Source organism: Rhodopila sp. (assembly GCF_965277825.1).
In the GTDB taxonomy this organism is placed as follows: domain Bacteria; phylum Pseudomonadota; class Alphaproteobacteria; order Acetobacterales; family Acetobacteraceae; genus Rhodopila.
Map to the genome: position 1 here is coordinate 838,641 of NZ_OZ255846.1, position 26,312 is coordinate 864,952.

Annotated in this window: 24 protein-coding genes and 1 tRNA gene; 20 read left to right on the plus strand and 5 right to left on the minus strand. The window is 62.5% G+C overall.

Annotation, left to right across the window (positions count from 1 at the left end; genetic code table 11):
* Positions 1-11: 11 nt before the first annotated feature.
* The 3 genes from ACQY4T_RS04450 to ACQY4T_RS04460 are packed head-to-tail and all read right to left on the minus strand — an operon-like array spanning position 12 to position 2,478.
* The gene (locus ACQY4T_RS04450) at positions 12-725 is read right to left on the minus strand and encodes a chromosomal replication initiator DnaA (protein WP_428538217.1); all 714 of its coding nucleotides are present in this window, start codon (positions 723-725) and stop codon (positions 12-14) included.
* The gene (locus tag ACQY4T_RS04455; RefSeq protein ID WP_428538220.1) at positions 725-1,873 is read right to left on the minus strand and encodes an AI-2E family transporter; all 1,149 of its coding nucleotides are present in this window, start codon (positions 1,871-1,873) and stop codon (positions 725-727) included. Before ACQY4T_RS04455 ends, ACQY4T_RS04450 begins: the two co-directional genes overlap by 1 nt.
* A 38-nt stretch (positions 1,874-1,911) precedes the next feature.
* On the minus strand, positions 1,912-2,478 hold the full coding sequence (locus ACQY4T_RS04460; protein WP_428538223.1) for a CDP-alcohol phosphatidyltransferase family protein: 567 nt from the start codon (positions 2,476-2,478) through the stop codon (positions 1,912-1,914).
* A gap of 96 nt (positions 2,479-2,574) precedes the next feature.
* Here ACQY4T_RS04460 and purM point away from each other — a divergent pair, with 96 nt between their 5' ends.
* From purM to ACQY4T_RS04480, 4 genes are all read left to right on the plus strand, one after another.
* Positions 2,575-3,666: a phosphoribosylformylglycinamidine cyclo-ligase gene (gene purM, locus ACQY4T_RS04465; protein WP_428538226.1), complete on the plus strand. Its 1,092-nt coding sequence runs from the start codon at positions 2,575-2,577 to the stop codon at positions 3,664-3,666.
* A complete protein-coding gene (gene purN, locus ACQY4T_RS04470; RefSeq protein ID WP_428538229.1) occupies positions 3,654-4,286 on the plus strand; it encodes a phosphoribosylglycinamide formyltransferase in 633 nt (210 codons plus the stop codon). The genes purM and purN overlap by 13 nt, the downstream gene beginning before the upstream one ends.
* A gap of 500 nt (positions 4,287-4,786) precedes the next feature.
* Positions 4,787-5,584: an enoyl-CoA hydratase gene (locus ACQY4T_RS04475; RefSeq protein ID WP_428538232.1), complete on the plus strand. Its 798-nt coding sequence runs from the start codon at positions 4,787-4,789 to the stop codon at positions 5,582-5,584.
* A 283-nt stretch (positions 5,585-5,867) separates the two neighbouring features.
* The gene (locus tag ACQY4T_RS04480) at positions 5,868-7,328 is read left to right on the plus strand and encodes a beta strand repeat-containing protein (RefSeq protein WP_428538235.1); all 1,461 of its coding nucleotides are present in this window, start codon (positions 5,868-5,870) and stop codon (positions 7,326-7,328) included.
* A 42-nt stretch (positions 7,329-7,370) separates the two neighbouring features.
* Here the strand turns inward: ACQY4T_RS04480 and ACQY4T_RS04485 are convergent, their stop codons facing one another.
* On the minus strand, positions 7,371-8,411 hold the full coding sequence (locus ACQY4T_RS04485) for a class I SAM-dependent methyltransferase (protein ID WP_428538238.1): 1,041 nt from the start codon (positions 8,409-8,411) through the stop codon (positions 7,371-7,373).
* 277 nt (positions 8,412-8,688) lie between these two features.
* On the opposite strand from ACQY4T_RS04485, the gene ACQY4T_RS04490 reads away from it, so the two are divergent.
* The 12 genes from ACQY4T_RS04490 (at position 8,689) to ACQY4T_RS04545 (ending at position 23,297) form a co-directional block, all read left to right on the plus strand.
* A complete protein-coding gene (locus ACQY4T_RS04490) occupies positions 8,689-10,593 on the plus strand; it encodes a glycosyltransferase family 2 protein (protein WP_428538241.1) in 1,905 nt (634 codons plus the stop codon).
* A 132-nt stretch (positions 10,594-10,725) separates the two neighbouring features.
* Positions 10,726-11,967, plus strand: a complete 1,242-nt coding sequence (locus ACQY4T_RS04495; RefSeq protein WP_428538244.1) for an ABC transporter substrate-binding protein — start codon at positions 10,726-10,728, stop codon at positions 11,965-11,967.
* A 39-nt stretch (positions 11,968-12,006) separates the two neighbouring features.
* On the plus strand, positions 12,007-12,876 hold the full coding sequence (locus ACQY4T_RS04500) for a branched-chain amino acid ABC transporter permease (RefSeq protein ID WP_428538247.1): 870 nt from the start codon (positions 12,007-12,009) through the stop codon (positions 12,874-12,876).
* Positions 12,873-13,856, plus strand: a complete 984-nt coding sequence (locus ACQY4T_RS04505) for a branched-chain amino acid ABC transporter permease (protein WP_428538250.1) — start codon at positions 12,873-12,875, stop codon at positions 13,854-13,856. Before ACQY4T_RS04500 ends, ACQY4T_RS04505 begins: the two co-directional genes overlap by 4 nt.
* Complete coding sequence (locus tag ACQY4T_RS04510) at positions 13,853-14,602, plus strand: ABC transporter ATP-binding protein (protein WP_428538253.1); 750 nt, start codon at positions 13,853-13,855, stop codon at positions 14,600-14,602. Before ACQY4T_RS04505 ends, ACQY4T_RS04510 begins: the two co-directional genes overlap by 4 nt.
* Positions 14,599-15,333: an ABC transporter ATP-binding protein gene (locus tag ACQY4T_RS04515; protein ID WP_428538256.1), complete on the plus strand. Its 735-nt coding sequence runs from the start codon at positions 14,599-14,601 to the stop codon at positions 15,331-15,333. Before ACQY4T_RS04510 ends, ACQY4T_RS04515 begins: the two co-directional genes overlap by 4 nt.
* A gap of 21 nt (positions 15,334-15,354) precedes the next feature.
* The gene (locus ACQY4T_RS04520; RefSeq protein WP_428538259.1) at positions 15,355-16,119 is read left to right on the plus strand and encodes an SDR family NAD(P)-dependent oxidoreductase; all 765 of its coding nucleotides are present in this window, start codon (positions 15,355-15,357) and stop codon (positions 16,117-16,119) included.
* 229 nt (positions 16,120-16,348) lie between these two features.
* Complete coding sequence (locus tag ACQY4T_RS04525) at positions 16,349-16,804, plus strand: hypothetical protein (RefSeq protein ID WP_428538262.1); 456 nt, start codon at positions 16,349-16,351, stop codon at positions 16,802-16,804.
* A gap of 115 nt (positions 16,805-16,919) precedes the next feature.
* The gene (locus tag ACQY4T_RS04530) at positions 16,920-17,654 is read left to right on the plus strand and encodes an SDR family NAD(P)-dependent oxidoreductase (RefSeq protein ID WP_428538265.1); all 735 of its coding nucleotides are present in this window, start codon (positions 16,920-16,922) and stop codon (positions 17,652-17,654) included.
* Positions 17,655-17,706: 52 nt separating this feature from the next.
* A complete protein-coding gene (locus tag ACQY4T_RS04535) occupies positions 17,707-18,789 on the plus strand; it encodes an LLM class flavin-dependent oxidoreductase (RefSeq protein ID WP_428538268.1) in 1,083 nt (360 codons plus the stop codon).
* Between the two features lie 257 nt (positions 18,790-19,046).
* Positions 19,047-20,147 (plus strand): efflux RND transporter periplasmic adaptor subunit, encoded by a 1,101-nt coding sequence (locus ACQY4T_RS04540; protein ID WP_428538271.1) that lies wholly within the window; start codon positions 19,047-19,049, stop codon positions 20,145-20,147.
* A gap of 27 nt (positions 20,148-20,174) precedes the next feature.
* Positions 20,175-23,297, plus strand: a complete 3,123-nt coding sequence (locus ACQY4T_RS04545; RefSeq protein WP_428538274.1) for a multidrug efflux RND transporter permease subunit — start codon at positions 20,175-20,177, stop codon at positions 23,295-23,297.
* Between the two features lie 39 nt (positions 23,298-23,336).
* Here ACQY4T_RS04545 and ACQY4T_RS04550 read toward each other — a convergent pair.
* Positions 23,337-23,411, minus strand: a tRNA-Val gene (locus tag ACQY4T_RS04550).
* Positions 23,412-23,494: 83 nt separating this feature from the next.
* On the opposite strand from ACQY4T_RS04550, the gene ACQY4T_RS04555 reads away from it, so the two are divergent.
* The 4 genes from ACQY4T_RS04555 to coxB all read left to right on the plus strand — a co-directional run bounded on the left by ACQY4T_RS04555 (position 23,495) and on the right by coxB (position 26,237).
* The gene (locus ACQY4T_RS04555) at positions 23,495-23,956 is read left to right on the plus strand and encodes a 23S rRNA (pseudouridine(1915)-N(3))-methyltransferase RlmH (protein ID WP_428538277.1); all 462 of its coding nucleotides are present in this window, start codon (positions 23,495-23,497) and stop codon (positions 23,954-23,956) included.
* Between the two features lie 140 nt (positions 23,957-24,096).
* A complete protein-coding gene (locus ACQY4T_RS04560; protein ID WP_428538280.1) occupies positions 24,097-24,345 on the plus strand; it encodes a twin-arginine translocase TatA/TatE family subunit in 249 nt (82 codons plus the stop codon).
* A gap of 168 nt (positions 24,346-24,513) precedes the next feature.
* Positions 24,514-25,194 (plus strand): class I SAM-dependent methyltransferase, encoded by a 681-nt coding sequence (locus ACQY4T_RS04565; protein WP_428538283.1) that lies wholly within the window; start codon positions 24,514-24,516, stop codon positions 25,192-25,194.
* A gap of 209 nt (positions 25,195-25,403) precedes the next feature.
* Positions 25,404-26,237 carry a cytochrome c oxidase subunit II gene (gene coxB, locus ACQY4T_RS04570; RefSeq protein WP_428538286.1) on the plus strand — a complete coding sequence of 278 codons (834 nt, stop codon included), beginning with the start codon at positions 25,404-25,406 and terminating at the stop codon, positions 26,235-26,237.
* Positions 26,238-26,312: the final 75 nt, after the last annotated feature.

Genomic DNA, 26,312 nt, shown 5'->3' on the forward strand with positions numbered 1-26,312 from the left:
AAGCCCAGCAACTATGAGGAGGGGTCACCGCGTGACAAGCCGGATACGCCCCCTGCCAGCAGCGAAAATTCCTCGCTTCTGATCAGTTTGGCCGCCAGTGAACGAGTGATCGGCTTTCCGGCGGTCAAACTGAGGTCGTCCAAGCGTGCGACCGCCTGACGCAGTGCATCCGGGGTGCGGTCTATCTGCGTCAGCAGCCAGTCCTGTACCGGTTGGGCCACGCTCAGTTGGCGGTCCGCAAGCAGGCGCGCCAACAGCACGGCAAGCAGATCGTCGCTTGGCGGTCGGATCTCCGCGGCGGTGATGGCACGCAGCCGGCTGGATAGATCGGGCAGACGCACATGCCAACGCGACGGCGCGGTATGGCCAGACAGCAGGACGCACAATCCCCGATCGCGCGCGGTGTTCAGCAAATGCAACAAGAGCGGCTCCGCGACAACGGTGTCGGCATCGTCGAGCGCCAGCCCGCCAGTTTCCGGCATGCCATCCAGATCCCGCAAACTGGAACCCGCCAAAACTCGAGCCCCCACGCGCTCCGCCCAAACATGCAGCAAATGGGATTTGCCGCTCCCTCCCGGTCCCCACAGCGCCAGTCGCCGGTCAGGCCAATCGACATCGAGCCACGCCAGGGCCGCTTGGTTCGAGGCCGCGGGCACGAAATCCCGCGGGTCGAAGTTGGGTGCCCGCGGGAAGGGCAGCAGCATTTGGACGCTTTCGGGCGGCATCAGGCGGAAGGCGGATCAAGATAGAGCGGGCTCGCCAAATACCGCCGCAGCCAGAACCGAGCAAGAACACCGATGGTTGCCGCGATCGGCACCGCAAGCATCACTCCGAGGAAGCCGAATGCCGCACCGCCTGCGAAGAGTGCGAAAATCACCCACACCGCGGGCAATTCCACTCGATCCCCCAGAAAGCGTGGGTAGATCACGTAACCTTCCAGAATTTGTCCAACGATGAGCACGGCACCGACGAAAGCAATTCCGCGCCAATGAGGGAACTGCGCCAAAGCCAGGCCGATCGCGGTGACCCCGCCGGTAATGGATCCCACATAGGGGATGAACGACAGCAAGCCTGCCATCAGCCCCACGATCAATCCCAGATCCAGCCCCGCCAAGGTCAATCCGACAGCGTAGTAAAGCGCCAGGAACAGGCAGCACAGCGCCTGGCCGCGCACCCAAGCGGACAGAATGCGATCGACCTCCCGAGCCTGGGCTCGGATCACGCCGCGGTAGCGGTACGGCAGCCAAGAGTCCACCATGGCCACGACGCGCGGCCAGTCACGCAACAGGTAGAATCCCACCACCGGAGTGACAACCGCCAGCGACAGCAGATTGAAGATCGCGAAACTGCTGCCGATCAACCCGGTAATCGTGGACAACAGAATGCTCAGCATCGACCCGGCCTGACCGCTGACGACGTCGCGAATCTTGTCATTGACGACATCGGGGCCGAAATTTTGCTGCAAGTCGGTCAGCACCTCCCGCGCCCAGCCTTGTAGCAGCGTGGCGTATTGCGGGATGCGATTGACCAACAAGCCAACCTGAACGATGACCAGCGGATACAGCAGCAGGGCGAACAATAGCACGCCCACAATTACCGCCAGGATCATCAGCAAGGCCGCGACGCCCCGAGGCACACCCAGCCGTGTCAACTTGCTGGACGCCGGATCCAGTGCATAAGCGATCACCGCCGCCGCGACGAACGGAGCAAGGACCGAGGCAAAGAGCTGCAGAGCGAGCCAAAAAACCACCAGCAATCCGATGATCGCCGCGATACGCTGCGTCCGCGTCGCGCGGAACGCGGACCGCGGCAGGTTCGGCGGTTCCGCCGGCATTGCCTCCGCCGGCATTGATTCCACTGGCGCCTCTGTCACGAGCTGATCCCGGTCTGCCGGCAATTCAGTCTCCCACCTCAATCGCCCCGCGCTGCATTCCAGACATAGGCCGCGCCCGAGGCCATTGTCGTCGCAGCGACACACCACGTCAGCATCGCCGGGATCCAGGGGATGCCCAGGTCGAAGCCGCTCTGCAGCAGGCATATCCCGACCAGCATGATCTGCATCACGGTATTCAGCTTAGAGATATAGAGCGGCCTGATTGCCACCGCATGTCCTAACACTGCCTTGACGATCACACCTCCAACGATCAGCAGGTCGCGGAACACCACCAGGATAGCGAGCCAGTCCGGCAGCGCACCCACGGTCGCCAGGGTGATATACATTGTCACCAGAAGCGCCTTGTCGGCCACCGGATCCATCAGCGCGCCGACGGCGTTCCCGCCGTAACGCCTCGCCAGCCACCCATCGAGGGCGTCGGAAAGGCTAGCGGCCATGAACAAGAAGAAAGCGTCATCGATTCGGTGAGCCAGCACAAGCCAAAATGCCAACGGCACGGCGCACAGCCGCGCAAAAGTTATGATATTGGCGAGGTTTACCAGAGATCTCGTCGCCCCTCGTTCGGTTGGCGAGGCGTCAGGCATGGAGTTCAAGCCTCTGCTGTCGATTGCATTCGGTGGGCTGCCTATGGTTTCTGTAGGTGCCGATCAACCAAAGGCCGCGGTGACCAAAGGTTTGCCATGAAGAGTGCGGATAACCAAGGCGCGTGTACGCCGCCGCAGGCTCAGAGCCGGTTTGATTACAGTACGGCCGGGGTTGATATCGCGGCCGGTGACGCGCTGGTGGAGGTCATCAAGCCGCTTGCCCGGGCGACCAAGCGAACCGGCGTCATCGGAGGCCTAGGCGGATTTGGCGCGCTGTTCGACTTGAAAGCTGCCGGTTTCCGCGATCCCGTGCTGGTGTCCTGCACCGACGGCGTCGGCACCAAGCTCAAGATCGCCATCGAAACAGGATTGCATGACACCGTGGGCGTCGACCTGGTGGCAATGTGCGTGAACGACCTGGTGGTCCAGGGCGCGGAACCGCTGTTTTTCCTGGATTATTTTGCCACTGGCCGATTATCTGGCGATCATGCCCGTGTGGTGATCGCCGGTATTGCCCGAGGTTGCCGCGAGGCCGGTTGCGCCCTGGTCGGCGGTGAAACCGCCGAGATGCCCGGAATGTATGCCGACAAGGATTACGACCTGGCCGGATTCGCGGTCGGCGCCGCCGAACGCGGCGACCTGCTGCCTCGTTCGGTCGCGGTCGGTGATACCATCCTTGGACTTTCCAGCACCGGCGTACACTCGAACGGGTTCTCGCTTGTCCGCCATATTATCGGGACCACGGGCTTAAGCTGGACCGACCCCGCGCCGTTCGCGCCCGGCGAAACCTTGGGACGTGCCGTGCTGAGGCCGACGCGGATCTATGTGCGTTCCGTATTGAGGCTTCACCGTGCCGGCTTGCTGAAGGCGGCTGCACATATCACCGGCGGCGGACTGCCGGGCAACCTGCCGCGTGTCCTATCCGACGACATGGTGGCGGCACTGGATGCGTCCTGGCCGGTGCCCACGGTATTCGGCTGGCTGGCCAAGACCGGCGGCGTCGAGACGGCCGAGATGCTGCGCGTCTTCAACTGCGGCGTTGGCATGGCCTTGATTGTCTCTGATGCTGATGCGGCGACGGGGCTGTTGCAGGCGGAAGGGGAAACCGTCAGCCGTATCGGCGTGATCGAGCCTGGCGTCGGCTCGGCTGCCGTGCGAATCGATGCGCCGGCGGGATGGTTGCATTGAAACGCCGCGCCGCCATCATGATCAGCGGACGCGGGTCCAACATGGCAGCGCTGGTGGCGGCCGCACGTAGTCCAGCGTTTCCGGTCAGTATCGACCTTGTGCTGTCAAATCGTCCCGATGCGGCTGGCTTGGCCGCTGCTCGCTGCGCCGGGGTCCGGGCCGAGGCGATCGACCATCGGGAGTTCGGCCAAGATCGTACTGCCCACGAAAGCGCAATCGATGCCACGCTGCGCGCCGCGCACATCGAAATCGTCTGCCTGGCCGGCTACATGAGGCTGCTGACCCCGTTCCTGGTGCAGGCATGGCAAGGCCACATGCTGAATATCCATCCGAGTCTGTTGCCGTCATTTCCGGGCTTGAAAACCCATGCGCGGGCATTGCGAGCCGGGGTGAAGCTGCACGGCTGCACGGTCCACATCGTTACGCAGGAGGCGGATGCGGGACCGATTCTGGCTCAGGCAGCGGTGCCGGTGCTACCGGGAGATTCAGCGGACGACCTGGCTCGGCGTGTCTTGCACCAGGAACACTCGATCTATCCTGCCGCCGTGGCCGCGTTTGCCTCCGGCGCAACAGGAGGCTTGCCGGCGGCTGACGCCTGCCTGGCCAATCCATTGGATTGAACGATCGCGGCGGCGGTCTAGGCGTCGGTGTCAACGCCATCCTTGGCACCCGGCTGGCGGCGACCGGCATCGCGGTGGGGGCCTCTTGTCGTTGCATGCCGCGGTGTCCTAAATACCCAGGAGACGGTTGCTTGAGGAATACCATGGCTAGCCAAGGCAATGTTCGGTACACGGGACCTGACAGCATTGAATCGTTGACGGCAGACAGGCAAAGGATGTGGGCAAGTTTTACCAGCGCCACCACAGGCACGATCATTCTTGTCACTGTTGTGCTGGTCGGGATGGCGGTGTTTCTGCTGTAGCCGGACGGTCAGCGGATAGTCAGGCTTTTCCAAAGGGCATCAGCCGATCCGGGAGCGCTCTGGACAAGCAATGCAAATAGCTCCCGCGATCCAGATCGGAGCCGTGGTTCCTGCTCCCTGGTTTGTCAGGGCGTCGCCCGCGATCGGCAACGCGGCCTGTGCGACCTCGATCCGGGCGCTTGCACAAGGACGAATCCAATGAATATCCCGCTTGCGACCGAGAACATGTTGGCGGAAATCGATGCGCCGATCGGCTGGATCATCTTCAACAAGCCGGCCCGTCGCAATGCCGTGTCGCTCGATATGTGGCAATCCATTCCGGGGATCTTCGATCGTCTCGAGCAAGATCCCGCTGTCAAGGTAATCGTGCTGAAGGGTGCCGGCGACCAGGCGTTCGTTTCCGGGGCCGACATCTCGGAGTTCGAGACGGCGCGTTCCTCCCCGGCGAGCAACACCCACTACGAAAAAATCAGCGAGGCAGCCAGCCGCCGGCTGACAGCTTGCTCGAAACCGACGATCGCCATGATCCGTGGTTTCTGCATTGGCGGAGGTCTGGCGATCGCCATCAGTTGCGACATTCGTATAGCCAATGAGGACGCCCGCTTCGGCATCCCGGCCGCTCGCCTCGGGCTCGGCTATGACGCCGCGGGTGTTCGCAAGCTGATGGAAGTGGTCGGACCCTCCTTCACCAAGGAAATTTTCTTCACCGCAAGGCATTTCTCGGCGGTCGAAGCGCGCGAGATGGGTCTGGTCAACCGGATCGTATCAGACGACTCACTCGACGAGTATACGCGCCGCTACTGTGCCACGATCGCGCAGAACGCGCCGATGACAATGCATGCCGTCAAGCGCAGTGTCGGCGAACTTCTGCGAGGCGAAAGCGCGGACTTGGAGGTATGCGAAGCCCTGGTGAAGGGCTGTTTCGACAGCCAGGACTACATCGAGGGCCGGCGCGCGTTCATGGAGAAGCGACGGCCGGTGTTTCGCGGCGCCTGACAGAAGTAATCGCAGGCGGTGTTGACCAAGATCCGGCATGCCATAAAACGGCTACCGCGCCCGGCACCGACGACGGACTAAATAATCCTATAGCGTATTGAAGTCACCAGATCGGACCGGGACCGATATATGCGGCATTAACACAACAGATCGGCCGCGAAGGCCGATGATGCTCACGGCGCAGTGAGAAAAAGATTGCGCCAAGCGACCTGTTGTCGATAGACAGCCCGGAACGACGGAAGGCCGGACGAGCTTTGGTCGAAATCGTGCGACGGAGTACAAAATGTCAGGTTCGTCAAACGTAACAGTACCGGGCACTAACCCGAACACTCCGGTCACGGTAGCATACGGCACCGGGGATGTTCTGCACCTCGCTTCGCAGATCGGAGCCCTTCTGTCGAGCTTCCAAGGCAGTGGCAACTTGCAGGTGACGAACGGCACGATGACCTCGTTGCCAGCTGCACCGGCACCGACTACTCTGGGCGCCCAGAACGAGTTGATCATCAACGGTGGCGTGGGCAACGCGACCGTCCCGACCGGGTATTCCTACGTCGTTGGACTCGCCAGTGGCCCGAGCACGATTTCCGCGGCGAACACGGCGCTGATCACCAGTACAGTCGGTGGAACCATCAACCTCACTGGCCAAAGCACGGTGGCGGTGGAAAATGGCAACAACCTGGTCAACGCCAGCGGCAACTACCTGATCTCGACGGCGCCGGGTAACGATACGGTCTCGGCGTCGGGGCAAGGCACGATCGCCACTGACACCGGTGCCAACGTCATCTTCGCGACCGGCGTCAACTCGATCAGCAGCATCGGGCAGGACACCGTCGTCGCCGGCATCGGGCTCACGACCGTGGATTCGGCCGGGTCCAGAAGCCTCGTGATGGGCAATGCCGGGGCCGGGGATTTGCTGACCGTGTCGCTCAGCGGTGCTCAATCGACAGTGTCGACTTGGGATAGTGACGCTACCGTTACGGTTGCCGGAAGCCAGGACATGGCGGTCGGTGCGCAGGCGCTAAGCAACCTGATTGTCACCGGCAGTTCAGACACACTGCTTGGTGGCAGCGGAGCCGAAACGATCAACGCTCTCAGCAACCCGCTGTTGTTCGGTGGCACCGGGCCTGTCAGCTTCGTCGGCGGAGCCGGAGCGTCCACGATCATCGGCGCTTCGGGGGGCACCGAGCAGGTTACGGTCGGCGCGGGTGGGGTCATGTTGTCGGCCGGTGCTGGCAATTCATCGACGGTTACCAGCGGTGCCGGGACCGCGACGATTTTTGGCGGCGCCAATAGCATCGTCAATTTTTTCGGCAATCAGACTGGCGCCATGCTGGTGGGAGCTGGAGGCAACGAGACGCTTAACGCCGCGGGCTCCACGATGACCAACCTGTTTTCGGGTGGTGTCGGCGGCAACGTCTCGATGCAGGGCGGTTCGGGCAACGACGGATTCCTGGCCGGAAGCGGCTCTGAGACCATGGCCGGCGGCGCGGGGTCCAACTCATTCGCGTTCTTTTCCGCGGCGACCGGCGGCGCGCACGACTATATCACTGACTTCAGCCCAAGTGATTCGCTGTTCCTGCTGGGCTACGCAGCGGGACAAACGGCATCAAGTCTGCTGAACGCGGCAACCGAGGATGCGACCGGCGTCACATTGACCCTTTCTGACCAAACCAAAATCACCTTCACCAATCTCGGCACCACGTCCTCCTTGAACAACGATATCATGTATGTTCCCAAGGTGTGATCGCGACCTTGCACCGGAGCTGGCGGCCTGATGTGTGGGCAATTATCGACGGTGACCTGACCGTTTGCCGCGCAGTCTGTGCCAGGCCCGCCGAACATAACCGAGGGCAGCGCGCTGCCACGCCAGCGTCTCCCCCAGTTCTTGCAACCGGCGATCATGGTTAGCCACTTTGGCAACCAGATCCTCGTAATCCGCGACCGTGCCGTCAGCCGCTGCTCTTGCAGTCCCGCGGATAAAATCGATCTGTTCCTGCGTCTCCGCGAGGTGAGCGAGCAGCAGCCGCTGCCGATCTTGCTGCAGGCTGACCGGGTCAGAATACCTGACGCTGTCACGGCGCATGACTACGAAGAACTCGAAATTCTCCGGCCCGTGCAGGTCCGTCACCCGCCAGTCCGAAGCCCCCAGCGCGGCTATTTCGAGCATGACCAGGCGAAATGCAGCCGGCGTGAACTGCCAGGCATGGTAGTCATGATACGGCCCATCCTGATGATCATCGGACAGTGTGACGGTTCTAGCCGCGGCCTCGAAGGGGTCCATTAACACGGGCTCTGCGACCGGATGAGGGCCCCAGGCAAGTTGGCCGCCGACGGTGGCCGAGTAAGCCATGTGATCATAGGCCGTCTTCAAGCTGTGGCGGGTCAATTTGCGTTGGTGTGCCTCAAGCAGCGCCCCGGTCGTGCTAACCGGCCTGAAGCAGTCGAAACAATAGCGCCGATCGGGTAGCGCCACGGCTAGCGAACCATCGTGCCGGACTAGGCGACTGGCGGAGTTGAAGAACCCGATCAGGTCAGGAATGTGCTCCAGCACGTGGCTTGCAATCAGCAGATCGACGCGGTCCAGCAGGTTCGCCGGAACCGCTTCGTGCAACGGATCGTCGCGCCAGATCGTGTCAACCTCTTCAATCAAATCGATGTCGACATCCGCCGAGGCATATTTCGCGCGCAGCTCATCCCGTGTCGCATGATCGACGACATGCGTTCGCCAGCCCGCCGATTTGGCAGCGACCGGACTGTAGCCAGGCCCCAACTCCAGGATCTGCTGCGAGCGGTTCACCGTCCCGAGCAGGCGCAGTTTACGATCCAAGTAACGATGCTCTCACTGCTCCACCGATCCGCGCCATCGCCTTGCAAGCCATGTCAGTTCCATTTTCAGGCTCGCTAGTATTGACGGCAACCGGCGTGATGGGTTGATGCCACAAAACCCGCCACTGGGAAAGATGTTGTCAGGGACATCCGAATTGGCGCCCCCACGCACGGCGTGGACGCGATCGGCGGCTGCTCTGCCGCGGCCGCTGACGGGCTCGGTATCAGGCGCGCCGAACTGGTTCCGTGGGACGCTCTTAGCTGCTACGAACAAACTCATGAGTTCGCCGCCTCAGTCAACGATCTCGGTGATCATTCCGCTGCACAACGGCGCGCGGTTTATCGAGCAGGCGTTGGACAGTGTCTTTTCCCAAAGCCTTGCAGCCATCGAAGTGATTGTCGTTGACGCAGGGTCAGCCGATCATGGTCCCGATATCGTCGAACGATACGCAGCCAAACAGGAGCTGATCCTATTGCGCCATCAGAATGGCGGAACATCGGCGGCAAGGAACCTAGGTATTAATTCTTCTAGCGGAGATTTGATAGCGCTGCTCGACCCAAGCGACGTTTGGTATCGGGATCATCTCAGGGAACTGCGGCGGCCGTTTCTGCAAGATTCCGCCGCCCCGCTGGGCTGGACATACAGCAACCACGATGAGATCGACGCCACGGGCCAACTGAGGGTTAGGGCGGTGCTGTCGGGTTCCCCCGGCAACCATCCCAAGCTGCGGCTCGACCAGTGCATCGGGCAGGAGATGCTGGTCCTGCCGTCGGCGTCGATGATCGGCCGCGCCGCGTTCGAGGCGATTGGTGGCTTCGACGAGGAGCTTTGCGGATACGAGGATGAGGATCTGTTTGTCAGGCTTTTCGTTGCCGGATTCCACAACGTCTATATCGACAAGCCGCTAACTCAATGGCGCGGATACAGCGGCAGCACGCCATATGCACCGGGCAGGGCAGCGACCTGCATGACTTACGCTCGAAAACTCCTGCGTTCGTTTCCAGACGAGCCGACGCTTTCACGATTCCCGGCACGGGATCTCATAGCGCATCGGTTCCTGCCTCAGGCCGTCCAGCAGGCTCGGTTTGCGCTTCGCCACGGCGAGCCGGATCTGATCGAGGCATCCATCAAGGACATCGCATTCCTTGAAGGCGTCGGGTCGCGACATCGGAACATGTCTCCGGTCCGAGCAGACGTTTTGATCACTGCGATCGTGCCCTTGTACAATGGCGCCAGGTTCATCCGCGAAGCTCTGCAAAGTATATTTGCCCAAAATCGGGTTCCCGACGAAGTCATAGTCGTGGACGACGGTTCGACTGACGAAGGCCCCGGGGTGGTCGCTGAAATGGCAAAGCAGTATCCGATTCGATTGCTGCGCAAGGAAAACGGCGGTCAATCATCGGCCCGAAACGTGGGGGTCGATCATGCCAATGGCGATTTGATAGCGTTTCTGGACCAAGACGACGCATGGTATCCAAATCATCTCTCCGAGTTGGTCAAGCCATTCCTCGAACCTCGCCCGGTCGAACTAGGTTGGGCCTACAGCAGTCTGGACGAGATCAACGAAGCAGGCGAGATGATCGCCCATGACATCCTCAAGCCTTTCAAGTCTGCCCACCCAAAGCGAGACCTGGCTTCCTGCTTGAAAGAGGACATGTTTGTCTTGCCATCCGCGTCATTGCTTTCGCGCCAGGCGTTCCTCAAGGTAGGTGGATTCGACGAACGGCTTTCTGGCTACGAGGATGACGACCTGTTCTTGCGGATGTTTCTCGCCTGTTTTGATAACGTTTACCTCCCGGTCGCTCTCTCGAGGTGGCGGATCTTTCAGGGCAGTAGTTCGTACTCCCCCAGAATGGCGACCAGTCGAGCCATCTATGCCAGGAAGCTTATCGAGCGTTTCCCAAACGACCATGACAGGAACCGACATCACGTACGCGACATGATCGCGCCACGGTTCTTTCGCACCATGGCCGGAGAAATGCGTAAGGCCACCCTGAAGGGCACCCGGCGGCAGCAGACCATCGCCCTGGCGAATCTCAAATTTATCATAAATCACCTACGGTTGTCGGACCGACTTTTGTTGCAACTGTTTTTTCTTCCACTCTTGCGGGTTCCACCGCTCGCCTACCTCATCATGCGTCATCGGCTCGGCTTGCATCGCATGTTGCGCCGCCTGCTTTAGTTCGAACGGTCGATGGCAGCGCACAGTCGTGGGAGCGCTCACATCCTCACTCGACGCGCCAAAATAGGTCTGCTATCAGCACGCGGTCTAATGTGATGCCAAACCAATAAAGTTTTACCGGGAAGCGACAAGATGAAGACATCCATGTTTGCGGTTCGCCGCCGGGCGCTGCTCAAATCCGGCCTGGCAATCACCGCGCTTGCTGCGCCGCCGTTCATTCGCGCCCGCGGCGATACCCCGGTCCGCATCGGAATGGTGGACCCGCTCACCGGCATCCTCTCCGCGCTCGCCGCCAGTGAGGTCGAGGGCGCCAAGTATGCCGTCACGAAAATAAACAAAAACAACGGGATACTGGGTCGGCAGGTTGAGCTCCTCGTCGAGGACTCCGCCAACGACGTCGGCACCGGTGTGCAGAAGACCCACAAACTGATCGAGCGCGACAAGGTCGACGTCATTTTCGGCGACGTGAACTCCGGCATCGCCTACGCCATGTCGCAGGTGACCAACGAAGCCAAGGTGTTCCAGATCGTTCCCGGCGGCCACACCGATCCGATCACCGGCAAGGACTGCAAGTGGAACGTCTTTCGCATATGTAATACAACGTCGATGGACGCCAATGCTGTTACCGCCGAGCTGGTCAGGCGGTTCGGCAAGAAGTTTTTCTTCATCACCCCCGACTATGCGTACGGCCATACACTTCAGGATAGTTTCATCAAGAACCTGAAGGCGCTCGGCGGCGAATACCAGGCTGAGATGCTGCCGATCAACACCTCGGATTTCTCGGCGTCATTGATCAAGGCCAAAGCCTACAAGCCCAACGTGCTGCTCAACAACATGGGGGGTCTGGCGCAGATCAACTGCATGAAACAGTTCACCCAATTCGGCATGCAGACCGAGATGCACCTGGGCGGCGCTTTGTTCGAACTCGAGACTATCAAGGCGGTGCCGAAGGAAGCCCAGTCCGGCACCTGGGCGATGGAGTGGTGGTGGGACCAGCCGAACGTGCCGGAAGCCGTGGCGTTCGTGAAGGACTTCCGCAAGGCAACCGGCAAGACACCGTCCGCGCGGCATTGGTTCGGAATGGTCGCGGTCGAATCCGTTCGCCTGGCTGCCGAAAAAGCCAAGTCGCTGGACGGCGTCAAGATGTCGCACGCGATGGAGGGGCTGGAACTCCCCCCCGACATCGCGGCGCAGCCGGGCACCATTTCCTACCGCGCCGGCGACCACCAGTTGATGTCCAACATCTTCGTCGGCGACGTGCATCCGCCGACCGACAGCCCCGACAACGTGCTCAAGGTGACCAACGTCGTGCCGGGCGAAAAAGCCGCCGGTCCGGTGTCTGACACCGGCTGCAAGCTGGTCTATCCGTCCTGACGCCCGCGCCCTGAACCGTGACTCTTTAAGGGGCGCCCGATGCTGCAACTCGTTCTGTTCAACATCACGAACGGTCTCATCATCGGCGCGTTCTACGTGCTGATGGCGTTGGGCTTATCGCTGATCCTCAATCTGTCCAACGTCATCAACTTCGCCCACGGGAACTTCCTCGCGCTGGGCGGCTATATCGCCTTCGTACTGACGCCGTTCATCGGGTTCTGGGGCGCGCTCGTGGTGTCCCCCATCCTGACCGGGATCTTCGGCTTCATTATCGAGCGCCTGATGATCCGCCGCGTTTATTCCCGCGACCCGGTTTACAGCCTGCTGCTGACCTTCGGCCTCGCGTTCATCATGCAGGACGTGATGCGCTACATCTGGGGGCCGAACGGCCTGCCGATGACAATTCCTGACGTGCTCGCCGCCCCGCTGTCGGCCGATCTGTTCTTCATCACCTGGTATCGCGTCTTCATGGTAGCGATCGTGATCGCCGCGGTAACCGGGCTGTTTGCCTTCCTGCGCTACACCCGTGTGGGCATCCGCATCCGCGCCGGCACGCTCGATCTCGATACCGTTGCCGCGCTCGGGGTCAATGTCGGCATGCTGCGATCGTTCAATTTCGCGGTCGGGTCGCTGTTGGCGGGTGTCGCGGGCGTTCTCGCGGCCGGCCAGTTGGGTCTCAACCCCAACATGGGTGATGACCTGCTGATGCCCAGCTTCATCGCCATCATCGTCGGCGGCGTCGGCAGCCTGACCGGCACCCTGGTGGGAGGACTGTTGATCGGCGTTGCCGGCGCGTTGACCACCGTCTTCTGGCCCGCCGCCAGTGAAGCCGTGATCTACGTCATCATGCTCGTCGTCCTGGTCGTGCGACCGCGCGGGCTGATGGGCGAGGAAGGAATGCTCACATGAGCGTCACCACCGCCGACGTGCCGGTAACCGCCGCCCCGGCGCGTTCCTGGCTGACCGCCGTCATCGTGTGGGCGCTGCTGCTGACCGTTCCTCTCTGGCTGCCGATGCTCGGCGGCTACACCGCCCTGGCCGGCCGCGTCCTGGTGCTCGGTCTTGCCGCGATGTCGTTCAACCTCCTGCTGGGCTTCACCGGCGTCATGAGCTTCGGCCATGCCGCCTATTTTGGCCTCGGCGCTTACGGCGCGGGCCTGACGCTGAAATACCTCACCGCCAGCACCCCGCTCGCAATGTTGGCCGGCGTGCTTCTTGGCGGACTAGCCGGCACCTTGTTCGGCCTGCTGATCGTGCGCCGGCGCGGCGTCTATTTCGCCATGGTGACCGTCGCCTTCGGCCAGATCGCCTTCTACATCGCCTATAGCTGGAACAGCCTCACCGGCGGCTACGACGGCTTGCGCGGCTTTTCCCGCGCGCCGCTGCACCTTGGCTTTGCCACCATCGACATCGCCAACAGCGATCTTGCCTTCTACTACTTCCTGCTCGCCGTGTTCGCGGTCGCAACCGCGTTGCAAGGCCTGCTGCTGGCATCACCTTTCGGCCGCACCTTGCTGGCAATCCGCGAGAACGAACGACGCGCGCGCTTCCTCGGCATTCCGATCGAGCGGCATATCTGGATGTCGTTCTCGATCTCCTGCGCGTTTACCGCACTGGCCGGCGCGCTATACGCGCTGCTGAACAACTTCGCCGATCCGATGGGGCTGCATTACACCTTGTCGGGGGAAATCGTGATCATGGCCGTCATGGGCGGCATGCGCGCCTTCTGGGGCCCGCTGGTCGGGGCAGCGGTGTTCGTCGTGCTGCAGGACTACATCTCGTCCATGACCGTCAACTGGATGTCTTTCGTCGGCCTGATCTTTGTCCTGGTCGTACTGTTCTTCCCCCGAGGCATCCTCGGCGTGTTCCAGGGCGGCGGCGGTCGATGACGATGCTGGACGTCCGTAACGTGACCAAGCGGTTCGGCAGCCTGGTCGCCGTCAACAGCGTCTCGATGCAGGTGGCGGCGGGAGAACTGCGCGCCATCATCGGTCCCAACGGGGCCGGCAAGACCACGTTCTTCAACATGATCTCCGGATACTTCGCTCCGACGGTGGGCGACATCGTGTTCGATGGCGCCACCGTCACCAAGATGGCGGTGGCCGATCGCGTCGCCCGGGGCATGGCGCGCACCTTCCAGATCACCGAGATCTTTCCCGAACTGACGGTGCGCCAGAACGTCCGCATCGGCGTGGAAAGCGCCCAGGGCCTGCGTCAACGCTTCTGGCTGGGCGCCACCCATAGCGCCGAGGTCAGCAGAGCCATCGACGAGGCACTGACCCAATCCGGCCTGACCGGCAAGGCGGATCGTCTCGTCGGTGAGCTTTCCCACGGCGACCAGCGCGCGGCCGAGATCGCCACCGCACTGACCCTGAAGCCACGGCTGCTGCTACTGGACGAACCCACCGCCGGCATGGGCGAGCATGAGACGTTCGCCGTCGCCAACCTGATCCGCCGTCTGCACAAGAATAGCGCCTACACGATCGTCCTGATCGAGCATGACATGCGCGTGGTTTTCAACCTGGCCGACAAGATTACCGTGCTGGGCGAGGGGAAACTGCTGGCGGAAGGCACCCCGGGCGAAATCGCTGCGAACCCGATCGTGCAGGAAGCCTATCTGGGAAAAGCCGAATGAGCGCGCTGACAGCCGAGGGGTTGAACACGTTTTACGGCAAGAGCCACATCCTGCACGATGTCGGTATGACAATTGCTGAGGGCCAGATCACCACGTTGCTTGGGCGCAATGGAGCCGGCAAGACGACAACCTTACGCAGCCTGGTCGGCCTCACCCCGCCACGTTCAGGACGCGTCTCATTGTTCGGCAAGGACATTACCGGCCAACCGTCGTATCGCGTCGCGGCGTCCGGCGTCGGTTACGTCCCCGAGGGGCGCCGGGTCTTCGCCAACCTGACAGTTGACGAGAACCTCCGGGTCCCGATCGAGCGCCCAGGTCCGTTCACGCTCGATCGGATCTACCAACTGTTTCCCCGCCTCGGGGAGCGCAAGCAGAACCTCGGGCGGCAATTGTCCGGCGGCGAGCAGGAAATGCTGTCGATCGGCCGAGCGCTGCTGTTGAACCCGACGCTGCTGATGCTGGACGAACCGAGTCAGGGTTTGGCCCCCTTGATCGTCAAGGAGGTGTTCCGCATCGTCGCGCAAATGCGCGCCGAAGGTATTTCCGTGCTGCTGGTCGAGCAGAACGTCCGCATGAGCCTGGAAATCGCCGACCACGCCTACGTGCTGGAAAATGGCCAGATCGTCTACTCCGGACCGGCCGCGGAATTACGCGCCGACGAAGCCCGCATCCAGGCTTTGGCCGGTGCATCCGCCGAGGAATGGAAGCTGGAGGATCTGCTGCCGGCATGACCAGCAATCGGAGCCCGATCGATGATCCTGCCTCGCCTCCCCTCCATGCGCCTCGACGGCCGGCGCGCACTGGTTACCGGCGCGGGTCGCGGCATCGGGTTGGCCGCCGCCGCCGCGCTGGCTGAGGTCGGCGCCCACGTCACCCTGATCGCCCGCAGCGCCGACGAGATCACCGCTGTCGCCCGGCAAATCCGAGATGCTGGCGGCCAAGCCTCGCCACTGGTTTTGGATGTCACCGACCTGGGGGCCGTTCGCGCCGTCATCGGCGCCGCCGACCCGTTCGAAATCCTGGTCAACAACGCTGGCACCAACCGGCCTCGCAGCTTCCTGGAGGTGACCGAGGACGACTATGACACCATCACCGATCTGAACCTGCGAGCGGCCTATTTCGTTGCCCAAACGGTGGCGCGCGGAATGGCGGTTGCCGGCAGGGGTGGATCGATCATCCATATCTCGTCCCAGATGGGCCATGTCGGAGGCGGCGAGCGTACAGTCTACTGCATGACAAAGCACGGCATCGAGGGCCTGACCAAGGCCATGGCGATCGATCTGGCCCCGCTGGGCATTCGGGTGAACTCCATCGGGCCGACCTTCATCGACACGCCGTTGACCAAGCCGTTCTTCCAGAACCAGGCGTTTCGCGATGACGTTCTGCGCCGCATCAAGCTGGGGCGGCTGGGCACGGTCGAGGATCTGATGGGCGCGGTGGTGTTTCTGGCGAGCGACGCCGCGGCCCTGGTGACCGGTTCCGCGCTCGTGGTGGATGGCGGATGGACGGCGGAATAGCAAAGTGGCGCATCGATCCGACTCGACCCGCAACCACACCACTGCCGGTCCGGCAAGACCGGGGCACTTATCAGACCCAATTTGCCTCAACTAATCGCAAGTAAAACTCCGCCACCAGCATAATGACGTATCCGAATAGTCCTATTTGTGATCGGTTTTGAAGCGCATTTGTCTTGCCGATAGCCGGCGAATTCCACCACGGTTCGGCCGGAGCTTTAAGGAAGTCGTCATGAAACCTGCACTTTTCGCTGCCATGATGGGAGCCGGACTGCTGCTGGCCCCCATCGCTTACGGGCAAACGGCGTCGGTGACCGCCACCTGTAAGGACGGCACGAGTTTCTCCGGAACCACTCGCTCCGGCGCCTGCCGCGGGCATAAGGGTGTCGCCTCCTTCGGCACTGCCGCCGCAGCGGCGCCCGGCATTGCGCCTGCCACCGCGCCGGCCTCTCGCTCGGCCACTGCCGCGCCGGCATCGCCGCCGCCCAGTATCCCCGGCAGATCATCCAGCACCGCCTCGGCCAAGGTCGGTGGTCCCGGCCAAGTTTGGGTCAATAGCGCCAGCAAGGTCTACCACTGCCCGGGCGATCGCTATTACGGCAAAACCAAATCCGGCGAGTTCATGACCCAGTCGGCGGCGACCGCCGCGGGCGATCACCCCAGCGGCGGCAAAGCTTGCTCCTCCTGAGGGTCGACCACTAGCGGCGGGCGGCCCAACGCTTGTCCGACGCGTTCAACCGTACCGAAGTTGACAACCCAACCGCTGCCGCATTTCCTCCTGCGAAACCGGGAGGATCCGTTCGATGCCGCGTTTGCACAACAAAATCGTACTGATCACCGGTGCCGCACGCGGCCAGGGTGCAGCTGAGGCGCGTCTGTTCGTCCGCGAGGGCGCACGCGTCGTCATCACCGACGTGCTGGAAGCCCAAGGCCGTCAACTCGCCGAGGAACTTGGCAAGGACGTCGCCGTCTTCCTGCGTCATGACGTTGCCAGCGAAGCCGATTGGCTCCAGGCTGTGGCTGCCGCCGACGCCCTCGGCGGCCTGCATGGCCTGATCAACAACGCTGGCATCTTTCAGCCCCGCACCCTGATGGAGACCGACACGGCGCTGTTCGAGCAGCATATACGCATCAACCAGCTTGGTCCGTTCCTCGGCATGAAAGCGGTCGTGCCGCTGATGGAGCGCTGCGGCGGCGGCGCCATCGTCAACGTTTCGTCCGTTGCCGGCCTGCGCGGCTCGCCCGGCGCGATTGCCTACAGCGCCACCAAATGGGCGCTTCGCGGCATGACCAAGGCCGCCGCCATCGATCTCGCACCGCGGAAGATCCGGGTGAACTCGATCCACCCGGGCCCGATCGACACGCCGATGCTGGAAGTCCGCACCCCGGAACAGAACCAGCGGCGGTTGCAAGCCGTGCCGATGAAACGCATGGGCACACCCGAGGAAGTCGCCGACCTCGTGCTGTTCCTGATCTCCGACGAAAGCCGTTACATTACCGGTGCCGAGGTCGCGATCGACGGCGGCGCGACCTTGTAGGCCGTCCGGCCCAGACTGAACTGACTACGATGATCCTTCAGAAGGCACCGCAATGACCGTCGAATTCATCGGCATGATCCACCACCGCGAGGCGTCGGAGATCATCCCGCCGCCGCCGGTCATCATGGACCGCGGCTACATCCGCGACTTCGCGCAGGCGGCCGAGGATGGTGGCTTCGACAAGGTCCTGGTCGGCTACTTTTCCGACGGACCGGATGGTTTCCTGGTTGCCGCCGCCGCCGCCGCGCACACCGATCGGCTGGGCTTCCTGGTCGCCCACCGGCCAGGCTTCGTCGCCCCCACCTTGGCAGCCCGCAAGTTCGCCACGCTCGACCAGATCACCGGCGGCCGAGCCGCGATCCACGTCATCAGCGGTGGCGACGATACCGATCAGTTCCGCGACGGCGATACCCTGGCCAAGGAGGAGCGTTACGCGCGCACCGACGAATATGTGTCGATACTGAAGCGGATCTGGACTGAACCAGGCCCGACCGTCGATCACGATGGGCGGTTCTACCGTTTCGCCGGCGCCTCCACGGCGCAGCGCTGCGTGCAGCAGCCGCGTATCCCGATCTACTTCGGCGGAGCCTCCACCGCGGCAATCGCGGTCAGCGCCAAGCATGCCGACGTCTACGCATTGTGGGGTGAAACCCACGATCAGGTGCGCGAGATCACCGCTCGGCTGCGCGCCGAGGCTGCCAAGCACGACCGTACGGTCCGGGTCAGCCTGTCGCTGCGCCCGATCCTCGCCCCGACCGAGGATGAAGCCTGGGCCCGTGCCGAGTCGATCAAGCAACGCATAATCGAGCGTCGGGCGGCGGCCGGCCTGGGTCCCCGCAACCCGGCGAATGAGGGGTCGAAACGCCTGCTGGCAGCCGCTGCAGGGGGCGAGCGGCTCGACAAGCGGCTGTGGATGGGTGCCGCTCTGCTGACCGGCGCGAGCGGCAATTCCACCAGCCTGGTCGGCACCCCGCAACAGGTGGCCGAGGCCCTCTGCGATTATTACGACCTTGGCGTGACCACTTTCCTGATCCGCGGCTTCAACCCGCTCGCCGACAACATCGCCTATGGTCACGACTTGCTGCCGCTGACCAGGCGGTTGATCCAGGAGCGCACCGCTGCCCGCGCCGCGTAAACGTCCCGGGCGCCGGTCACTCGTTCAAGCGACCGAAGAATGTCGTTTAATGTGACCAACGGTGCCCCGTGGCCAAGAATTTTGTCTCTGGTGATTAATTGGACTTTAATCAATGATGCGCTGCGATAGGCACGGGTTGGGTTGATTACGGCTGTTCAAGCTGGAACTGGGCGGCGCTCTGGGACGAACTTTTGGTGATCGGGCAAATCAGGATGGTGCGGAAGGCTGGTCCTGGATGGCGCTCCTTGTGGCGCGGCATGATGTCTGTCGCTTTGCTCGCTTGCCTCTCGGTCCCCGGTGTCGCGCAACCCGAGCTGCAAAGTCCGGCAGTTCCGGTGACGGTCATCAAGGCGGTCCGCGAGGATGTCCCGATCTGGCTGCGTGGGCTTGGCACCGTGCAGGCCTATTACGCCGTTCAGCTTCGTCCCCGCGTTGACGGGACGTTGACCCAGGTGCCGGTCAAGGAGGGGCAGGAAGTCAAGCAGGGCGATCTGCTGGCGGTCATCGACCCGCGTCCCTATCAAGCCGCCCTGGATTCGGCGGTTGCCAAGAAACAGCAGGACCAGGCGCAGCTTTCAAACGCACAGGCCGATCTTGCTCGCTACGCTTCCCTGGTGCGGCAGGATTTCGCGTCGCACCAGCAATATGACACCCAACAGGCCATGGTGAAGCAGTTCTCCGCCGCACTGCTGGGCGACGATGCCCGGATCGAGACCGCTCAGCTCAATCTCAGCTTTTGCTACATCACGTCACCGTTTGACGGGCGCATCGGTCTGCGCAACGTCGATCCAGGCAACATCGTGCACTCGGCCGAGGCGACCCCGATCGTATCGGTGACCCAGATCCGGCCGATCAATGTCACCTTCACCCTGCCGCAGGACAATCTGCCGCAGATCATGCAGGCGATGGCGAAACACCCGCTCGACGTTGTGGTCTATGCTAGCGATAACCTAACCGAACTCGGCCGTGGCGTTCTGCTGACGCCCGACAACACGATCGACAGCACGACAGGAACGATCAAGCTGAAGGCGAAATTCCCCAACGACCGACAAACGCTTTGGCCCGGTCAGTTCGTCAACGCCAGGTTGCGGCTGGGAACCGAAGCCAACGTGGTGACCGTCTCGGCATCGGCGGTGCAGCACGGCCCCGCGGGTCTCTTTGTCTACCAGGTGGAGCAGAACGATACCGTAACGGTGCAGCCGATCCAGGTAGGCCGCCAGGAGGCCGACGTTTACGTTGTCTCCGGTGGGCTCGCCGATGGCGCGGTCGTCGTCGCAACCGGTCAGTCGCGGCTGCAGGCCGGTGCCCATGTCACGCTGCGAGACGCCCAGGCTGCTCCCGTCAAGTCCGGCACCTGATCGAGCGGCGGGGCACGAATCAGCACAATGAGCATTTCGACCCCGTTCATCCGAAGACCGATCGCAACCTCACTGCTGACGGCTGCCCTGGTGCTGATCGGCCTCGCCGCGTACCCGTTCCTGCCGGTGGCGCCGTTGCCGCGGGTGGAATTTCCCACCATTACCGTCACCGCCAACTATCCTGGCGCCAGCCCCGAAACCATGGCCGCCACGGTAGCGCAGCCGTTGGAGAAGCAATTCGCCCAGATCCCGGGCATGGCGCAGCTCACCTCGGTCAACGTGCTGGGCCAGTCACAGGTCATTCTGCAGTTCGACCTCGACCGCAACATCGACGCCGCCGCCGGCGACGTGCAGGCCGCGATCAACGCCGCCAGTGGCCAGTTGCCGAAGAACCTTCCGTCCAATCCAACCTATCGCAAGGTCAACCCGTCCGATTCGCCGATCGTGATCCTGTCGGTGCAATCCGACGAGGTGCCACTGATCAAGGTGGACGACTATGCCGACGTGGTGCTCTCGCAGCAGTTGTCGCAGATCGCCGGCGTGTCGCAGGTGCTGATCGGCGGTGAGCAGAAGCGCGCCGTGCGGGTGCAGGTCGATCCCGCGAAGCTGGCCGCGATGGGCATGACGCTGGAGGACGTTCGCGGTGTCCTGGTCAACGCCACCGTCGACTCGCCGAAGGGCACCATCAACACCGCGCGCCAGTCGTTCGCCGTCTACGACAACGATCAGCTCACCAAGGCGGCGCAGTACGACGACGTCATCTTGGCCTGGCGCAACGGCGCGCCGGTGCGGGTACGCGACATCGGCCGGGCGATCGACGGTCCGGAAAACAACCTTCTCGCCGGCTGGCAAAACGGCAAGCGGGGCATCCTGCTTGTCGTGTTCAAGCAGCCCGGCGCCAACGTCATCGACACGGTGGACGCCATCAAGGCCGCGCTGCCGCACCTGGAAGCCTCGATCCCGCCATCGGTGCATGTCAGCGTCATCATGGACCGGACACAGACCATCCGAGCCTCGGTCGCGGACGTGCAGTTTACCCTGGTCCTGTCCGTTGCCCTCGTGGTGATGGTCATCTTCCTGTTCCTGCGCAGCTTGTGGGCGACGATCATCCCATCGGTGACCGTACCGGTGGCGCTGATCTGCACCTTCGCGGCGATGTACCTGTTCGGCTACAGCGTGGACAATCTGTCGCTGATGGCGTTGACCATCGCGGTCGGGTTCGTGGTGGACGACGCCATCGTCATGCTCGAAAACATCTTCCGCCATATCGAGCACGGCATGGACCCGATGGACGCCGCCTTGAAGGGCGCGGCGGAAATCGGCTTCACCATCATCTCGATCAGCTTCTCGCTGGTCGCGGTGTTCATTCCGTTGCTGCTGATGGGCGGCATCGTCGGTCGTCTGTTCCGCGAATTCGCCATGACGATCACCATCGCGGTGATGCTGTCGGCGTTCATCTCGCTGACCTTGACGCCGATGATGTGCTCGCGCTTCCTGCGCCATCACAGCGGCCAGCACAACTGGGCCTACCGGATGATCGAGGGCTTCTTCGACGCCCTGGTCGCATTCTATCGCCGCACCCTCGATATCGCGCTGCGGTTCCGTTTCATCACCCTGCTGGTGTTCCTGGCGACGGCATCGCTGACGATCTATCTCTACATCATCATCCCCAAAGGATTTTTCCCGGCGCAGGACACTGGTGTGGCGTTCGGCGTCACCGAGGGGTCACAGGATATCTCGTTCCAGCAAATGTCGGCGATTCAGCAGAAGCTGAATGACATCGTCGCCGCCGATCCGGACACCGCCGGCTATGGAGCAACCGTCGGGGCCGGCGTCGGCGGCCAAACCGGCAACAACGGGCGTATCTACATCGCGCTGAAACCCTGGGATCAGCGCGTCGGCGGCACCGTCCAGCAATACATCGCCCGGCTGCGTCCAAAATTCGCCGCGGTGTCGGGCGGCGCGGCCTTCCTGCAGGCGGCCCAGGACATCCGCGTCGGCGGCCGACTGACCAAGACCGAATTCCAATACACCCTGCAAGACGCCGACTTCGACGAGCTGTTCAATTGGTCGCCCAAGGTCCTCGCCAAGCTGCAGAGCCTGCCGATGCTGCGCGACGTGACCAGCGATCAGCAGACCGGGGGAACCACGCTCACGCTGACCATCGATCGCGACAAGGCGGCCCGGTTCGGCGTGCAACCGCAGGTGATCGACGACACGATCTACGACGCGTTCGGGCAACGACAGATCACCCAGTACTTCAGCCAGGTGAACTCCTATCATCTGATCCTTGAAGCGATGCCCGGCCAGGTGTCCGACGTGCAGACGCTGGACAAGCTGTATGTCCATTCGACCTCCGGACAGTCGGTGCCACTTTCGTCATTCGCCAAATGGTCGACCGCGCCGGTGCAACCGCTTTCCATCAGCCATCAGAGCCAGTTCCCGGCGGTGACGATCTCATTCAACCTGGCGCAAGGCGTGGCGCTCGGGCAGGCGGTGGATGCGATCAACGCGGCGATGCGCGACATGGGCACGCCGGTGGCGCTGCAAAGCTCCTTCCAGGGCACCGCGCAAGCGTTCCAGTCGTCGCTGTCCAGCCAGCCGTATCTGATCGCCGCCGCGCTGATCACCGTCTACATCATCCTGGGCATCCTGTATGAGAGCTACATCCTTCCGCTGACCATTTTATCGACCTTGCCGTCGGCCGGTGTCGGCGCTCTGCTGATGTTGATGCTATTCCACTATGAACTCACCGTCATCGCGCTGATCGGCATCATCCTGCTGATCGGCATCGTCAAGAAGAACGGCATCATGATGGTCGATTTCGCCATCAACGCCGAACGACGGGACGGCGTCGCGCCGCTCGCCGCGATCCGCCAGGCTTGTCTGCTGCGCTTTCGCCCGATCTTCATGACCACGATGGCCGCGATGCTTGCCGGCATCCCGCTGATGCTCGGCACCGGCGCCGGATCGGAGCTGCGGCGGCCACTCGGCTTCGCCATGGTCGGCGGCCTGGCGCTGAGCCAGATACTGACGCTCTACACGACGCCGGTGATCTACCTTTATCTCGACAGGCTGCAGCATTGGTTGTCGCCGCGCCGGTCGCGTATGCCGGCGTTGGCCGCCAAGATGGGCGCCGAGGCGGACTGACAAGCCGTTGTCGATCGGCAGCGATGGGGGGGTTGCGACTGGTGGGCGCGACAGGGATTGAACCTGTGACCCCTACCGTGTCAAGGTAGTGCTCTCCCGCTGAGCTACGCGCCCGGTTCACCAGATGGCGCTCTGTGTAGCGTGCGCCGCGACCGCTCCGCAAGGTCGGATCGTGCAGCAAAAAAAGCCCCCGACCCATGCATCTTATCGCCATCGGAAAGCTGCGCGGCGGCCCGGAATACGAATTGTTCGAGCGCTACAACACACGGCTTCGGCCACGCATGACGGTGACCGAACTGCCCCAAGAGCGCGGTTCGGCTCTCGTCATCAAGCGTAAGGAGGCGGCTGGCCTGCTCAATGCCGTGCCGAAGCAAGCGTTCGTCGTGGCGCTGGACCTGGAAGGTGAGGCGTTGGCCAGCCAAGCGTTCGCCCAACATCTGGACCAATGGTCTCGGCTTGCCCGAACGGTCTGTTTCCTGATCGGCGGAGCCGAGGGGTTGGACGCCGCGGTTCTCCGCCAAGCCGATTACACCCTGTCGCTCGGCGCAATGACCTGGCCGCATTTCCTGGTGCGCGCCATGCTGGCTGAACAACTCTATCGTGCGCAATCAATCCTGCGCGGTCACCCGTATCACCGCGACGGCCGCCCGTCGGAGTGACCCCTGGGCTGGCAGACGGTGCTTGCATCAACCCGCGAGTCGCGCCATGTCACCAACTTGGCGTCTGAGCGATTGCCCCGGCGGTCTAATCGGCGGCTATGCCGGGGATGGTCGGCCGCCATGGAAGGCGTGGAGGACATATGGGTAGCTTCAGCATCTGGCACTGGTTGATCGTGCTGGCGGTGATCCTTGTGCTGTTCGGTGGCGGCAACAAGATCAGCGGGTTGATGGGCGACTTCGCCAAGGGCATCAAGTCCTTCAAGAAAAACATGGCGGAGCCCGATGATGCGTCGATGGAGGAAACCGCGTCCAAGCCCAGCGGATCGCTGGCTGGCCCGGGCACCCAGACCTCGACCAACACCCGCGAACCCACGACGACACACTCTTAGCGAAAAGCGCCTGAGGGCCTAGCAAAAGCCTACCAGGGGCGGATTCCGCCCCGGTGACCGGCTTGCGTCAAAACTTATCGTAATCTAAGGCGTCGGTAATCACCGCGCGAGCGTTAGACGCGCGACACGGCCGTGAGCCGTGTCGGTTGAAAAGGTGCCCCGAGGCTGATGACTCAAGCTCTCAGAAAACGAAGTTCCCCCGCTGCGACGGCGCGGCTGGTTCCGGCCGTCGCGCTGGACCAGGCATCGATTGTCGAGGCCTACCGTCGCTGGGCGGGTGTCTATGATACCGTGTTCGGTGGGATCTCCTCCAAAGGTCGTCTGCGCGCGGTCGCTCTGGCCAATCGATTGCCTGGCCAGGACGTGCTGGAGGTCGGCGTCGGCACCGGTTTGGCCCTGCCACATTACAATCGGGACAAGCGGATCACCGGCATCGACCTGTCCAAGGAGATGCTGCGCAAGGCCAGGGAGCGCACTCGCAAGGATGACCTGGTTAACGTCCAGGCATTGCATGAAATGGATGCCGAGGCGACCGCCTTCGCGGATGCCTCCTTCGATACCGCCGTCGGCATGTTCGTGGCTTCCGTCGTGCCAAATCCAAAGCGCCTGCTGGCCGAGTTGCGCCGCCTGGTTCGACCCGGCGGCGACATCCTGCTGATCAATCATTTTGCCGCGGCAAGCGGACCCCGGTGGTGGCTCGAGCGCGCCATGGCCCCAGGCTCGCGCGCACTTGGCTGGCATCCGGACTTTGCCATGGACGCAATCTTTTCCGCCGACGATCTGGCGCGGATCGAGGCTGATCCGGTGCCGCCGTTCGGGATTTTCACCCTGGTTCGGTTGAGGGTTTAGCGGCCCCGGACGGATGGCACGGTCTGACCAACGGTGCCGAATTGAATTAACGCGCGGCCACTTGCGTGCCTGGACCTTGATCTTGGCCGTGGCGTCCGCTAGCCAAGCCTCGATGACGGCAGTCGCCTGGTAGGGCGAATGCAAGGCGCACAATCACTGAAGTCGGGAATTAACAGATGGCCCGCGGGGCGAGTTGGGATGGTCGATCGATGCGCTTGTTAAAGTGGGTCCTGGCGGTTGCGGCTGGGTGGGGTTTCAGCTTGTCGACAGCGTCATTCGCCTGGGCTCAAGGTGTCGTAGGCGCGCCTCGCCCCTGGGAAATGGGCATGCAGCGCGCTTACAGTCCGATCAAGGATCGGGAGATCCAGCTGCACGACTTGGTGCTGGTGATGATCACCGTGATCACCCTGCTCGTTGGCGGTCTCCTGGTCTGGGTCATGATCCGCTACAACTCCAAGCGGAACCCGGTTCCCAGCCAGACCAGCCACAACACGGTCCTGGAGATTGCCTGGACGGTGATCCCGGTGCTGGTGCTGGTGATCATGGCGATCCCATCGTTCCGGCTGATCTATTACCAGGACCGCACCCCGGACCCCGACATGACCATCAAGGTCACCGGCCACCAATGGTATTGGGAATACGCCTACCCGGACCAGGGCAACCTCGACATCGAGAGCCGCTATGTCCATGACGAGGACCTCAAGCCGGGGCAACTGCGCATGCTCGACGTGGACAATCAGATGGTCATACCGGTGGGCAAGAAGATCCGCATCCTGGCCACCAGCGGTGATGTGATCCACAGCTTCTTCATCCCGGCCTTCGGTGTGCAACGCTACGCGATTCCCGGTCGCACCATCGAAACCTGGATGGAGGCGGACAAGATCGGCACCTTCTACGGCGAGTGCAACCAGATCTGCGGTCAGGATCACAGCCGCATGCCAATCTCGGTGCGTGCGGTGTCCGAAGCCGATTTCAAAAGCTGGGTCGAACAGACAAAAAAATCCGCCAGCGCGCAGCAACTGCCAAAAGTGGCATCAAGGTGACCCCGGCCTTAGCGACCTCTTCCGGCGTTCCGTGGAAGCCTTGGAACGGATCCGGCCCGCTCCATGTGCGTTGCA

Coding starts and splice junctions, on each gene's coding strand:
- ACQY4T_RS04450 (WP_428538217.1), bottom strand. CDS start 725: ATGCCGCCCGAAAGCGTCCAAATGCTGCTGCCCTTCCCGCGGGCACCC.
- ACQY4T_RS04460 (WP_428538223.1), bottom strand. CDS start 2,478: ATGCCTGACGCCTCGCCAACCGAACGAGGGGCGACGAGATCTCTGGTA.
- purM (WP_428538226.1), top strand. CDS start 2,575: ATGAAGAGTGCGGATAACCAAGGCGCGTGTACGCCGCCGCAGGCTCAG.
- purN (WP_428538229.1), top strand. CDS start 3,654: ATGGTTGCATTGAAACGCCGCGCCGCCATCATGATCAGCGGACGCGGG.
- ACQY4T_RS04475 (WP_428538232.1), top strand. CDS start 4,787: ATGAATATCCCGCTTGCGACCGAGAACATGTTGGCGGAAATCGATGCG.
- ACQY4T_RS04480 (WP_428538235.1), top strand. CDS start 5,868: ATGTCAGGTTCGTCAAACGTAACAGTACCGGGCACTAACCCGAACACT.
- ACQY4T_RS04490 (WP_428538241.1), top strand. CDS start 8,689: ATGAGTTCGCCGCCTCAGTCAACGATCTCGGTGATCATTCCGCTGCAC.
- ACQY4T_RS04495 (WP_428538244.1), top strand. CDS start 10,726: ATGAAGACATCCATGTTTGCGGTTCGCCGCCGGGCGCTGCTCAAATCC.
- ACQY4T_RS04500 (WP_428538247.1), top strand. CDS start 12,007: ATGCTGCAACTCGTTCTGTTCAACATCACGAACGGTCTCATCATCGGC.
- ACQY4T_RS04505 (WP_428538250.1), top strand. CDS start 12,873: ATGAGCGTCACCACCGCCGACGTGCCGGTAACCGCCGCCCCGGCGCGT.
- ACQY4T_RS04510 (WP_428538253.1), top strand. CDS start 13,853: ATGACGATGCTGGACGTCCGTAACGTGACCAAGCGGTTCGGCAGCCTG.
- ACQY4T_RS04515 (WP_428538256.1), top strand. CDS start 14,599: ATGAGCGCGCTGACAGCCGAGGGGTTGAACACGTTTTACGGCAAGAGC.
- ACQY4T_RS04520 (WP_428538259.1), top strand. CDS start 15,355: ATGATCCTGCCTCGCCTCCCCTCCATGCGCCTCGACGGCCGGCGCGCA.
- ACQY4T_RS04525 (WP_428538262.1), top strand. CDS start 16,349: ATGAAACCTGCACTTTTCGCTGCCATGATGGGAGCCGGACTGCTGCTG.
- ACQY4T_RS04530 (WP_428538265.1), top strand. CDS start 16,920: ATGCCGCGTTTGCACAACAAAATCGTACTGATCACCGGTGCCGCACGC.
- ACQY4T_RS04535 (WP_428538268.1), top strand. CDS start 17,707: ATGACCGTCGAATTCATCGGCATGATCCACCACCGCGAGGCGTCGGAG.
- ACQY4T_RS04540 (WP_428538271.1), top strand. CDS start 19,047: ATGATGTCTGTCGCTTTGCTCGCTTGCCTCTCGGTCCCCGGTGTCGCG.
- ACQY4T_RS04545 (WP_428538274.1), top strand. CDS start 20,175: ATGAGCATTTCGACCCCGTTCATCCGAAGACCGATCGCAACCTCACTG.
- ACQY4T_RS04555 (WP_428538277.1), top strand. CDS start 23,495: ATGCATCTTATCGCCATCGGAAAGCTGCGCGGCGGCCCGGAATACGAA.
- ACQY4T_RS04560 (WP_428538280.1), top strand. CDS start 24,097: ATGGGTAGCTTCAGCATCTGGCACTGGTTGATCGTGCTGGCGGTGATC.
- ACQY4T_RS04565 (WP_428538283.1), top strand. CDS start 24,514: ATGACTCAAGCTCTCAGAAAACGAAGTTCCCCCGCTGCGACGGCGCGG.
- coxB (WP_428538286.1), top strand. CDS start 25,404: ATGCGCTTGTTAAAGTGGGTCCTGGCGGTTGCGGCTGGGTGGGGTTTC.